Below are 13,743 nucleotides of genomic sequence, written 5' to 3'. Positions count from 1 at the left end.
TAAAAGGCAATCAACCTTCATCGCCCAAAAGCACTTGATATGAATCTGTTTAACTTCCATACCCCTGGTCTGTGTCCTCACAGAACTTTAACCGCTTATGAAGACACAAGCCTGCATTATCTTTATTTTTCTACACTCTCTAACTTCTTTATGTCTTATTATTTTTATCATACTCCCCTAAGGTTTATTTTGCGAATAATGAAAACGATACACTACTATTTTCTCAGCCTTACATTGCTATTTGCTTTCTCCTGCTCTGCCCCTCAGCCGGAGCACAGCTATGACATTGTACTTACCCATGCTATGATCTATGATGGCAGCGGCGAAAAACCTTATGAAGGCTCGGTGGCTATCACTGGTCAGAAGATTGCCGCGGTCGGAGATATCGGGACTTACGAAGCCGATACGGTAATTGATGTGCAGGGCAAAGCTGTAAGCCCGGGATTTATCAATATGCTGAGTTGGGCAGCTTATCCGCTGCTGGAAGATGGACGCTCCATGAGTGGCATCAAGCAGGGAGTAACGCTGGAAGTCTTTGGGGAGGGGTCATCCCTTGGCCCCGCCAGTGAGTATGCACGGGAAAATAATGAGCAGATCAAGTGGAGAACCTTTGGTGAGGCGCTGGAATACATGGTAGACCAGGGAGTTGCTCCCAATGTAGCTTCTTTTGTAGGCGCTACAACCATTCGTGTGCATGAACTTGGCTACGAAGACCGTGCTCCTAATGAAGAGGAACTAAAGCGCATGCAGGACCTGGTACGGCAAGCTATGGAAGAAGGTGCTCTGGGCCTGGGAACTTCCCTGATTTATGCTCCCGCCTTCTACGCCGATACGGAAGAACTTATTGCATTAGCTAAAATAGCTGCTGAGTACGATGGTAAATATATTTCTCACCTGCGTAGCGAAGGAGATTCTTTTATAGAAGCGGTGCAGGAACTACTGAGGATCTCTGAAGAAGCGGATATTGACGCAGAAATTTATCACCTTAAAGCTGCCGGGCGCAACAACTGGCAAAAGCTGGATCAGGTACTGGCCATGATAGACTCCGTCAATGCTGATGGGCAGAAGGTGACCGCTAATATGTACAATTATGTAGCTGCCTCCACCGGACTGGATGCCACCATGCCCCCCTGGGTACAGGAAGGAGGCACAGAAGAGTGGATCAAGCGGCTGAAAGATCCTAAAATCAAGGCACAGGTGATTGAGGAGATGCAGCATGCTTCTAAAGCATGGGAGAATTTTCTGGTGGCTGCCGGTGATCCTAATAACATTCTTTTGGTAGAATTTGAAGAAGATTCGCTGAAATACCTGACCGGAAAAACCGTAGGCGAAATCAGTGAGATGCGCGGCACCGAAGCCGCAGAAACTATCATAGACCTGGTAATACAGAATGGTGGTGACATCGGTACAGTCTATTTCCTGATGAATGAAGACAATGTCAAAAAGCAGATACAGCTTCCTTATATGACTTTTGGCTCCGATGCCCGCTCTATTGCGGCAGAAGGTAAAAATCTGGAGAGCAGCACCCATCCCCGTACTTATGGTAACTTTGCCCGCCTGCTCGGCAAATATGTGCGGGAAGAAAAAGTGATTCCGCTGGAAGAAGCCATCCACAAGCTGACATTACTCTCAGCCCAAAAACTGAAGATTGAAGAGAGAGGTAAACTGGATTCCGGCTATTATGCCGATGTGGTAGTATTTGACCCTGAGACCATTGCTGACCAAGCTACTTTTGAGAATCCTCATCAATATTCGGTAGGGGTTGAGCATGTATTTGTGAATGGAACCCAGGTATTGAATGAAGGAGAGCATACCGGAGCCACGCCCGGCATGTTTGTGCGAGGCCCTGGCTATCAGGCAGATAAAGAAGAATCCGCAGTGAGTAGTCGCTGAACTTTATGCGGGCAAGCGAGGTTATGCGTAAAATTTTAAGCTTTAATTTTTAGAACATTCTTATATGATAACGGTCGGAAATGCAGTCCTGAGTGATGATATAGTTGAGAATCAATTTGTGTGTGACCTGGAGAAGTGTAAAGGGGCCTGCTGTGAAGAAGGTGAATATGGCGCTCCACTGGAAGATGAGGAACTGGAAATTCTGGAAATGATCTATGTGGACATAGAAGATTTTCTCTCAGAAGAAGGAAAAAAGGAAATTGAAAAGTACGGTAAGTACGGTAAAGATCCTGAAGGGGAATATGCCACGCCGGTCATCAAAGGTCGTGAATGTGCTTATGCCGTACGAGCCAAAGATGGTAAATTACAGTGTGGTATTGAAAATGCCTATAAAGCCGGACGCACCACTTTCCGCAAGCCTGTTTCCTGTCACCTCTATCCCATCCGTATTACCAAGTACGATCATTACGACGCACTCAATTATCACCGCTGGCACATCTGTAATCCAGCTTGCACATTGGGGCAATCACTGAGCGTACCCATCTATAAATTTGTCAAAGACGCGCTCATCCGCAAATACGGCCGTGAGTGGTATCAGGAGCTACAGGAAAAAGCAGAAAAGAAAAAGAAGTAATTTGCTCACAATGGTTTTAAAAACCTTCAACTTTTAACCTTTAACCCATTACCCATACACCCACCTTACCAGGGTAAGTCCTACCAGTAGGAGTATCAGAATAGAGATCAGGTTAAGGAAAAAACCTGCCTTCACCATTTCAAACATGCGGATGTGGCCACTGGAAAATACTACTGCATTGGGTGGCGTAGAGATAGGCATCATAAAAGCACAACTGGCTGCCAGAGTCACCGGTATAGCCAGATAAAGTGGATTAACCTCCAGGCTATCGGCTATGCCCAATACTACTGGCACAAAAATCACTGTAAGCGCTACATTGCTCATAATCTCTGTCATGAATAGCATAAAGGCAGTAAGCAGCAGCAAAAGTACCCACAGATTAATTTCTCCACTTCCGGCAATTTTATCCCCCACCAGCTGTACGATGCCTGTACTTTCCATGCCTTTAGCCAAACATAAGCCACCCCCAAAAAGCAAAAGTATACCCCAGGGTAATCTCCGGGTACTTTCCCAATCCAGCACAAACTCTTGCTGCTTGAAACTCACCGGAGTAATAAACATCAACACACCACCGCCCATAGCGACGATGGTATTGTCCAGATAGTCTCCACCCAGTAGATCATTGATACTGGATTGGAATATCCAGCAGGCAGCCGTTAGAAAGAATATTACCGCTACCAGTTGTTCTGCTCTGGACATCGGTCCCAGTTCTCTCAGTTTATCCTGAATTAGGCTACCTGAGCCGGTTAGTTTTTTCAAACGATGAGGGAAGAGAACCCTGGTCATCATTAGGTAAGTGATGGTAAGAAGCGTTATACAGACAGGAACACCAATATAAAGCCAGCGCCCAAATTCAATATCGCGCTGATAAAACTCCTGCATGTATCCTACGAAAACCACATTAGGAGGTGTACCAATAATTGTGGTAGTACCTCCAATATTGGCAGCGTAAGCAATACCTAACATCAGACATAAAGCAAAGCGGCGATATCCTTTGCTGGGGGAATCCCCATCTTTAGTGTCGCGCAAGAGGTCTACCACTGAAAGTGCGATAGGAAGCATCATTACGGCAGTAGCGGTATTGGAAATCCACATACTCAGAAAGGCCGTGGCGATCATGAAGCCGAGGATGATACCATTGGCATCTGTTCCGGTAATCCGAATGATATTGAGCGCAATACGTTTATGCAGATTACGCTTTTCCATGGCCAGGGCAATTAAAAACCCTCCCATAAAAAGAAAAACGATAGGACTAGCGTAGGGGGAAGCGGCTTCTCCAGTAGAAAAAACTTCCAATACGGGAAAGAGTACCAGGGGCAGCAGTGCGGTTACCGGTAAGGGAACAGCTTCCGCCATCCACCATATTACCATCCATACCCCTACCGCAATCACCTGGGTAGCGCCTGCACTTAGACCTTCTACTGCTACGGTATTCAGCACAATTAGAAAAAAAATGGGGCCAGCCAGTAAGGCGGCAATTTTGATGAAGCTGAAGGACTCTTGTGTAGGCTTAGTCAAACGAAATAATTTTAGGTTGAATCATATATCCGTGCAAAAAATTTTTGCCACAGATTCCCCTAAATTAGACGTTTTACTCAAATATTAAAAAACCAGAATGTCTGGATCATGAAATGGATGAGCATTAGCCTGTAAATCAGGCTTAACCTGTTTACACTGCAAATCATATACCCTATACGTACCCTCCTCAGATAATCTTACTCTTAGGTTTAGCTCCTTTAGAATCCTTCTGCTGAAGCAGCTTTTTTACTTCTTCAAAAGTATATACTTCACCATTTTTAAAGTTGCGCACTTTTTTTTCGTCAAAACCAAAGTAAAGCCCGCTTTCAGTATCCATATAGTAGTGAGGTTTGCCTGTATCCGGGTCGCTACCGTAGCTCTTCAAAAACTCGGTATTAGGCATATTATCTGAACTGATATCAGGAGTAAGATTGGGCATATCATACTCACTATTTGCTTGCGGATCTGATTGCTTTTGTTCCTGAGCGAATGAAGTATGGGTAAGACAAAATGCTCCTGAAAATAGTACACAAAACAAAATACGTATCCTCATGACATATACTATAAAGTGAAAAACTCTTTCTTAACTTTCATTACCTGATACCTAATATAATAAAGTAAACTCATATAAACCATTGATATAGAGCAGTTAAAGTCTGATTAGACAAAAACTTGTAATAAGTTCTTTTTTGAATAATCTGAATCTTCCCTAGGTGGATGATTTATTCCATTTCTATTTGGAATTAAAGCGGTAATCCCTTAAAATTATACATAAAATATATAGAGCCTTCTTTACCAAATATTGAGTAACAAGATTCTATTCAGTTAATTATCTGACTTGCATTAAAGTATTACAGTTGCACTGATGGTATTTTGGTACTTAACCCAGCGTTCACCATTCTGATTTGAACATACAGAGCATTCCTAATTGCAAGTATCAGTATCATGACTTGTCATGCAGCTAATTGTATGACAACATGCTTAATGAGTTTTACAAATTTTTTAATCTTCAAGAGAGCCTGAATTCTTTTGTATAACATCAATATTTGATAGAATAATCATGTCTAACCTTTAACTACATCTTTATGAAAAAACTGTACAACAGTAGCTAACACTCCGAGGCATATCCCCGCTAATTTTATTTTAACAATACACCTAAAACGAAAATTCATGTTTACACAACTACAACAACCTGGCAGGTGTTGGCAGTATTTTGCCTCTATCTTGCTGCTCGTGCTACTGATAAGCACGCTCCCTTCGTTTGCTTTGCCTGATAGCGCAAACGATTTCGCAATCAAAAAAGATTTTCCAGCCAACGCAGACCCTTTATTCATAACCGTTAGTGGTACGGTAACAGATCAATCTACCGGCGAAGCACTCCCTGGAGTCAATGTGCTGGTCAAAGGAACCACAACAGGTACGGTAACCGATATAGATGGTAAATACAGCATCAACGTTCCTAATAATGATGATGTCCTGATCTTTACCTCAATCGGCTACACTGCCGAGGAAGTACCGGTAAATGGAAGAACAACCATTGATCTGGTCATGGTAGAAGATATACAAAGCCTACAGGAAGTAGTAGTGGTAGGCTATGGTACCCAGGAAAAAGTAAACCTTACCGGTGCAGTTGGTGTCACCGACGGAGAGGTTTTGCAAAACAGACCTATCGCTAACGTAGGCGAAGGACTGCAAGGCGTAGTTCCCAACCTAAATGTTAATATCCCCAATGGTGACCCTTCCGAACCTGTTAATTTTAACATACGGGGTTTCACCTCTATCAACGGTGGTGGTCCGTTGGTCTTGGTAGACGGCGTTCCTATGGACTTAAATAGGATTAACCCGAATGATATCGAAAGTATATCAGTCCTTAAGGATGCTTCAGCCGCTGCTGTGTATGGTGCCCGTGCAGCATACGGAGTGGTACTGGTTACTACCAAAAAGGGGAAAGGGGATAGAATCAATGTCTCTTTTGGGGCGGAACTCGCTATGTCCAAGCCTATATTCTTCATAGATCCGGTTACTGACCCTTATCAGTTTGTGCAAGCACGTAACGAAGCTAATATACGTACCAATGGTGCGCCTTCTTATGATCAGGATTATGTAGATGGCACCAGAAGGTACAGCGAAAATCCCACTTTTGAGAATGCCTGGGGCGTATTTAATGGTCAGCTTCGTCATTATGGTTATAATAATTACGTTGACCGCCTGATTACTGACTTTGCTCCTCAGCGTAAGTATGACGCCAGTGTTTCAGGATCTACCGAAAAAGCATCTTTTTATGTATCATTTGGATACTTGAGCAAGGATGGTTATTTGAAGAATGAGGAAAAAAATGAAAACTATAAAAGGTATAATACTCTCCTGAAAGGTAGCTTTAATGTTACCGATTGGTTGAGCCTGGATAGCCGTGCTTTGGTAACCACCGAACAAAGTGATAAGCCCCACTTCTATAACTGGGATGTGAACATCAATACTTCAGCACGCCAAGATCCCATAGATGCTATTCAGTTTCCTGACCTCCCTTATTATCTGGAACCCGGTGATCGGGAAGACTTTGCACAGTATATAGGCATGTACTTTGGTGGTACTAACTTTTTCCCTTATCTGGAGGATGGTGGCCGCCAAACCTGGACCAGAAATGATATCATCCTAACCCAGGGCGCTACCCTACAACCTATCCCAGGTTTGAATATCCGGGGTGAATTCTCTGCCAACTTAACCTACAGAGATGAGCAGGATGTACAAAGCAAGGTTGATATCATAGAAAATCAAGACCTGGCAGGTGGGCTTATCATTGGCAACGGATTCAGCGGTAATGATTGGATCTATAACCAATCAAACAATGACCAATACTATGTAATCAATACTTATGCTGACTATACCATAGATAAAGACCGCCACTTCCTGAAGACCATGGTGGGCTTTAACCAGGAGTGGGGCCGTTGGGAAGAAATAGCTACCCGTGCCTACAGTCTTATTACACCCGGTATTACCGATATCAATGCGACTACCGGCAATCAGGAAACTTACGGTGCAAAGGAGCATACGGCGCTTCGGGGAGCATTCTATAGAATAAATTACATTTATGATGATCGCTACCTGATCGAGACCAATGGCCGCTATGATGGTACTTCCCGCTTCCCCAAAGAGGATCGCTTCGGTTTTTTCCCCTCTGTTTCCGTAGGATGGCGTATCTCCAACGAAGGTTTCATGAGTGGTACTTCCTCCTGGTTGGATAATCTGAAGCTACGCGCATCTTATGGGCAGCTGGGTAACCAGTTACTCTACCTTGACTTTGGTAATAATGTACCTGATTACTATCCAGCCATCGCTACCTTAGGTTCAGGTAATGCCCCATACATGATGAGGGCCGGTGCACGAACACCCTATGTTTCTGCTCCTGGATTGGTAAGCCCCACCCTGACCTGGGAAACGGTAATTACTCAAAATATTGGTTTAGACTTTACTATGTTCGGTAATCGTCTGGATGTATCTTTTGATGTCTATACCCGGGATACTAAAGATATGCTCACCAATGTGGAGCTTCCTTCTATTTTAGGAACCAGTGCTCCCCGGGCCAATGCAGCTGACCTGCGTACCCAAGGCTGGGAGCTATCAGCCACCTGGCAAAACAGAATTAATAACAACTGGAACTACAGTGTTAACCTTGCTCTTTCTGATAATGTCTCCCGAATTACCAAATACGATAACCCTACCGGATCATTGGATGAGTACTATGAGGGGCAGGTAGTCTTCGACGGAGGTTTAGGCGAAAGATGGGGTTACGAAACAGTGGGTATTTTCCAGACACAGGAAGAAATTGACAACGCACCTGACCAAAGTGCTATTCCTGGTGGTTCAAACTGGCGCCCAGGTGATATCCGTTATGCTGACCTGAATGGTGATGGAGTGATCAACAGAGGAGACAATACGCTGGATAACCCTGGTGACCAAAAAATCATTGCCTATGAAAATCCGCGCTATAATTTTGGAGTAAACAGTACTGTTGGATGGAAAAACTTTTCACTAAATGTTTTCTTCCAGGGAATCCTCAAGTACCAGTACTGGCCGCCTAATGGAAACTGGCAGGCTTTTTACCCTTACAATGCCGGACACGTAGAGGGTTATTATCTGACCGATACCTGGAGTGAAGATAACCCTGATGCTTACTTTGCTGCCCCTCACATTTCTACCAATACCAAGCAGAATATTCAGCCTCAGACGCGCTATGTGCAGGATGCTTCTTACGTTCGTTTGAAAAACCTGACACTGGCCTACAATCTACCGGAGAGTATCGGGAGCAAAATAGGATTGGCTAACGCGCAAATTTACTTTGCCGGTCAGAACCTGTGGGAATACACCAAAATGCGTAAGCCTTTGGATCCTGAAGTACGACCTACTTTAACCCAGGAATACTACAAGCAGCGTACTTACTCAATGGGTGTGAGAGTATCCTTTTAATGATTCCAAAAGAGAAACAAGATGAAAAAATATATTTCAAAAATAAGCTTGGCGTTGGTAGTCATCATGTTTGGCTGCAACGATGAGTTTCTGGAAAGACAACCACTGGATGAGATCAGTAATGATGCTTTCTGGAATACCGAGAATGATTTACGGGTGTACAATAATAGTTTTTATGATCTGGCTCGTAACGATGACAATGTCCCTATTTTAATGGGGCACGATGATGGTTTTGATAGTCACTATTTGGGAATATGGCATGTATCAGGCTTTTCTGATGACACTGCCCCCCGGCATCCGCGCCACGACCTTTACCAGAGAGTACGAGCGGGAAGATATCAGGTTCCCGATAATACAGGCCAACAGTGGTATGGTTACGAAGGTTGGAACTTTGTACGAGCGATCAATTTTGGCATGGAAAATTACGATAAAGCCAATGTAACTGAAGAAGTGCGCAATCAATACATTGGAGAGGCACGTTTGTTCAGAGGCTGGTTCTACGGAGATAAAGTGCAAAAATTTGGTGATGTGCAGTGGGTAGAGACAACCTTAAGTGTTGACGATGAAGATGTACTGAATGGTGAGCGTGATGACCGTGAGTTCGTAATGGGCAAAGTGCTGGAAGACCTTACTTTTGCTGCTGAGAATCTACCTGATGACTGGGGGGATGGCAATGCGCCCGGTAGACTCAATCGCTGGGCAGCCTTATTGGTCAAATCTAGAGTAGCCCTTTTTGAAGGTACCTGGCGTAAGTATCATGGTGGAGCAAATGCCGATATGTGGTTACAGGAGGCTGCCGATGCTGCGCTGGAACTAATGCAAAATGGTCCCTACTCACTGTACACCACCGGTGACCCTAGCATGGATTACAATGCCATCCACCGTATGACTGATCTTTCCGGTAATCCTGAAGTGCTATACTGGAGAAGATATGAACTAGGAATCTTTACCAATCACGTACAAAGTTATCACCGTAGTTATAATGGTGGGGCTACTAAAGATTTGGTAGAGGACTACCTCTGCACTGATGGCTTACCTATTACTCTGTCACCCTTATACCAAGGAGATGAAGTCTATGAGAATATTTGGGAAAATCGTGACCCCAGATTAAGACAAACAGTCCTTCATCCTGACGATCAGGCTATTTACCAATACGGAAACATAGGACCAGACGTAGCCAGTTATCCCAAAATCCAGGGGATGGCTATACCCGGACAGGAGAGTACTACAGGCTACCATATCATCAAAGTTTATGAAAATAATGCTGCCTATGCTACTTATAATGTTTCCTCCACCCCGGCAATTATCCTGAGGTTTGGTGAGGCATTGTTGAATTATGCAGAAGCAAAGGCAGAACTGGGAACCATCACGCAAGCTGATCTGGACATGAGTGTCAATTTGCTTAGAGCCAGAGTAGGCATGCCATCCATGGATATTAATCCTCGTATGGATCCTCGTTATGCTGAGGATGGAGTTTCTGCACTGATCGTGGAGATTCGCCGTGAGCGCCGCATTGAGTTGTTTATGGAAGGCTTCCGTTACGATGACTTACGCCGCTGGAAACAGGGTAAAAAGCTGGAAGACAAAGATTATGGTATGCGTTGGGATGAAGCAAACCGTACCCGCTTTGATCCCAATAATGAGGTAACCATTGGCGTTTCGGAGGTAGATGGGGTGCCCTATCTTGATGTATATGCAGGTACAGATTATGCTGATCCTATCTTCGACGAGAGCAAACATTACTTATGGCCGATCCCCATTAGTGAAATATCACAGAATCCAAACCTTGGTCAGAATCCTGGTTGGGGAGCTAGTGAATAGAAGCTGATTTTCTAAATATAAACCCGTAATTCAGTGGAATTACGGGTTTTTTTTCCGGCTTTCTCTACAGCTGAATACTTCCTTTTTTTAGCAATGCCATTCCAATATGCGCTCTCCAGCTTCTTACAATTGATTATATTTTTAGATTATCCTATTTATTGAATGACCTTATTATGCATGTCAACCGTCCACTTACACTACTCATATTTTTTTTATTTATCTTCTTTTACGCTACTGCTTATGAACATCCGGGAGGAATGCATACCCAAGAGCAGATTGATTTTGTAAAGGAAAGAATTCAACAAAAACCTTACTACGAAGCTTATCTCCAGTTAATAGATTATGCCGATGCAGCCTTAAAACATGAAAGTCATGCACTGACCGACTTTGATGTACCTGGTTTTTACATTGACTCGGCTGCTCACCGTGCCAATTCTAAATCCTTGCAATCTGATGCTTTTGATGCTTATGCCGCTGCTTTAGCTTATCAGCTAAGCAGAGATGAAAAATACGCCGAAAAAGCCCTTGATTTTCTGATGGCCTGGGCTAACCAAAACACTCAATATTCAAACCATGACGGAAGCCTGGTAATGGCTTACTCTGGTACATCCATGATCATAGCGGCTGACTTACTTTACACTTATACAAATTGGGGAAAAGATGATAAAGCACAGTTTTTTTCCTGGGCAAAAAACGTATACCGCAAAGCTTGCAATGAAATAAGAGAGCGAAAAAATAACTGGGCCGATTGGGGCCGGTTTGGCTCGATACTTACCGCCCATCTGCTGGATGATACTACAGAAGTAGAAAAAAATATCCAACTCATCAGAAGCGACCTTTTTCACAAGATCGCTGACGACGGACATATGCCGGAGGAAGTAAGGAGGGAGAAAAATGGCATCTGGTATACTTACTTTTCATTAGCCCCTATCACTGCAGCCTGCTGGGTAGCCTTACAAGCCGAGGAAATTGACCTTTTCACCTATCAGGTGAATGGAAAATCCATCAAGTCTGCCCTTGACTATCTATTGTACCATACCCAACATCCTGAGCAATGGAAGTGGTTTGAGCATCCACGGCCCGGCAGCCCTGAGGTATGGCCAGAAAATCTGTTTGAAGCCATGCATGGCATCTACGGTGATGAGGCCTACGAAGCCTATGTGGAGAAAGCTCGCCCTCTAAGTTATCCAATGCATCATTTCGCCTGGAGCTTTCCTACCCTTATGAAACCATTAAAGGTGTATGAAAATAGTGCCGTCAACCAAGACCTGGAAGTGATCAGGGAACGTGTGATTACTGAGCTTATGGAGCGCCCGATAAATCAAAGTGAGATTCAGCAACTGATCAACACGATACAAGAAGATGGTAGCTGGCCAGGTATCAACTACGAAGATGTATCACGTACCGGCTTTGAGCATGCCATACACCTCCAAAACATGATAGCCCTGAGTAGAGCCTATAAAAAACAGGAATCCAAATTTTATCATGACCCCCAACTCAAGCAGGTGATTGATGCTTCATTTAATTTCTGGCTGGAGCATAATTTTATCTGCGATAACTGGTGGTGGAACCAGATTGGCACTCCTGATCGTCTGGTTAGCATCCTGCTCATTATGGATGAGTCATTGTCCGATGTACAAAAGGAAAAAGTAGCTCCTATCGTTGGCAGAGCTAACCTGGGAGCCTGGGGAGCACGGCCAGGAGGTGACCTCATTAAAATTGCAGGTATTCTGGGAAAATACGCCCTTTTTACCAGAGGTAGTGAAACACTGGAAGAGGTAGTGAAAACCATGGCCAGTGAAATTTCCTACGCCAAAGAGAGAAATACACCTGAAGACATGAGGGGCCTGCAAACCGACCTGAGTTTTCACCATAGACGTGATCGGGTAACATCAACTTTATCCTATGGATTAGGCTATGCTGATGCTTTTGCCGAGTGGGCTGCCAAAGTAGCAGGTACCCAGTACAGCTTCCCGGAAGATAGGATTAGGTTGCTGGTGGATTTCTACCTGGATGGTATCAGCAAAACCATGGTGTACGGTAAGTATCCTGATCCGGGTGCGAAAAACAGAAGCATTACCCGAGCAGGCACGCTTCAACCTTACAATGCGGAAACGCCTTTGATGTTACTACAGGCTACCGACTACAGAAAAGAAGAATTGAAAGAAATAGCGGATATCAGAAATGGGGAAGCAGCACCAAAACTTACTTTCAATAAGTTTTTCTGGCATACCGAATACCTCAGCCATCAGCGCCCTGATTATTTTACTTCAGTCCGTATGTTTTCTTCCCGCAATCATAGCATGGAGCAGCCTTACAATGGGGAAGGTTTAAAGAACCATCATCTGGGCGATGGTGCTAACTTCATCTCCAAAACTGGAGAAGAATACCTTGATATCTTTCCGATCTGGGACTGGCAGAAAATTCCTGGAACTACAGTGGTACAAAAGCCTGATTTGCCATCAGAGGAAGAAATTCAGAAGGAAGGCTTGACCGACTTTGTAGGAGCGGTTACCGATGGCACCTACGGGGCAGCCAGCTTTGACTTTAAAAGTCCTCTTGACCCGCTGGAAGCAAGAAAAGCCTGGTTCATGTTTGATGAAGAATACGTTTGTTTGGGCACAGCTATTCGCTCAGAGGCAAACTATCCAGTAGCCACTACCCTGAATCAGGCATATCTGCACAATGATGTGGTGGTAATGCAAAAGAAGCGTAAATCTACCCTTCAAAAAGGTGAGCATAAGCTGAAAAAAGTGGGCTGGATTTATCATGACGATATTGCTTATATTTTTCCTAATGCTACTGAAGTACACCTCAAAAATCAGGAGGCTAGTGGTAGCTGGTACAGCATCAATCGTCAGGCAGACAGCCCCAAGGAAGAAATCAGTAACGAAACATTTACGGTATGGTTGGATCATGGCAAAAAGCCTAAAAATGAAGATTACGCCTATATTGTAGTCCCTTCAATTAAGGAAGGTTCTATTGAAAATTATCGTGAGAATCTGCCTATCAAAATCTTGGCAAACACTGAGGAGATACAGGCAGTACAACATACAAGCTTAGGAAGTAACCAGATCATATTTTACCAGCCCAACGAAGTTCAGCTTTCTGAAGAGGTTAAGCTCACTGCCGTAGATCCCGCCATTGTGATGATTCAGATGAATGGACAATCTGTTGAGAAAATTAGTGTAGCTGATCCCAGCCGTAAACTAGATACTATACATTTGAAAGTGAATAGCCGTATCAATACTTATGCAGAAAACTGTGAAATCAGCTGGCATGAAGATGAGGGAAATAGTGATATCGTCATCACTTTACCAAAAGGTGAGTTCGCAGGTAAAAGTGTAACTATTAAAAACAGCCTGTAATAAAAAACACTATTTTAAACGTCTATAAACAACCTATACTTTTTA

Annotated in this window: 7 protein-coding genes; 5 read left to right on the top strand and 2 right to left on the bottom strand. The window is 43.8% G+C overall.

Annotated elements, in window-relative coordinates:
* The first annotated feature begins 198 nt into the window (after positions 1 to 198).
* Positions 199 to 1,893: an N-acyl-D-amino-acid deacylase family protein gene (locus WJR50_RS01615; RefSeq protein WP_341291461.1), complete on the top strand. Its 1,695-nt coding sequence runs from the start codon at positions 199 to 201 to the stop codon at positions 1,891 to 1,893.
* A 64-nt stretch (positions 1,894 to 1,957) separates the two neighbouring features.
* On the top strand, positions 1,958 to 2,527 hold the full coding sequence (locus WJR50_RS01610) for a DUF3109 family protein (protein ID WP_277485828.1): 570 nt from the start codon (positions 1,958 to 1,960) through the stop codon (positions 2,525 to 2,527).
* Between the two features lie 48 nt (positions 2,528 to 2,575).
* Here the strand turns inward: WJR50_RS01610 and WJR50_RS01605 are convergent, their stop codons facing one another.
* Complete coding sequence (locus tag WJR50_RS01605; protein WP_341291460.1) at positions 2,576 to 4,045, bottom strand: SLC13 family permease; 1,470 nt, start codon at positions 4,043 to 4,045, stop codon at positions 2,576 to 2,578.
* A 187-nt stretch (positions 4,046 to 4,232) separates the two neighbouring features.
* Positions 4,233 to 4,598 (bottom strand): hypothetical protein, encoded by a 366-nt coding sequence (locus WJR50_RS01600; protein WP_341291459.1) that lies wholly within the window; start codon positions 4,596 to 4,598, stop codon positions 4,233 to 4,235.
* Positions 4,599 to 5,215: 617 nt separating this feature from the next.
* On the opposite strand from WJR50_RS01600, the gene WJR50_RS01595 reads away from it, so the two are divergent.
* The 3 genes from WJR50_RS01595 to WJR50_RS01585 all read left to right on the top strand — a co-directional run bounded on the left by WJR50_RS01595 (position 5,216) and on the right by WJR50_RS01585 (position 13,698).
* On the top strand, positions 5,216 to 8,509 hold the full coding sequence (locus tag WJR50_RS01595; protein WP_341291458.1) for a SusC/RagA family TonB-linked outer membrane protein: 3,294 nt from the start codon (positions 5,216 to 5,218) through the stop codon (positions 8,507 to 8,509).
* A 21-nt stretch (positions 8,510 to 8,530) separates the two neighbouring features.
* On the top strand, positions 8,531 to 10,330 hold the full coding sequence (locus WJR50_RS01590) for a RagB/SusD family nutrient uptake outer membrane protein (RefSeq protein ID WP_341291457.1): 1,800 nt from the start codon (positions 8,531 to 8,533) through the stop codon (positions 10,328 to 10,330).
* Positions 10,331 to 10,503: 173 nt separating this feature from the next.
* The gene (locus tag WJR50_RS01585; RefSeq protein WP_341291456.1) at positions 10,504 to 13,698 is read left to right on the top strand and encodes a polysaccharide lyase family 8 super-sandwich domain-containing protein; all 3,195 of its coding nucleotides are present in this window, start codon (positions 10,504 to 10,506) and stop codon (positions 13,696 to 13,698) included.
* Positions 13,699 to 13,743 lie beyond the last annotated feature (45 nt).

It is taken from the genome of Catalinimonas locisalis (genome assembly GCF_038039535.1).
Classification (GTDB): domain Bacteria; phylum Bacteroidota; class Bacteroidia; order Cytophagales; family Cyclobacteriaceae; genus Catalinimonas.
The sequence above is the reverse complement of the archived record's forward strand: the minus strand, read 5'-3'. Positions and strand labels throughout refer to the sequence as shown.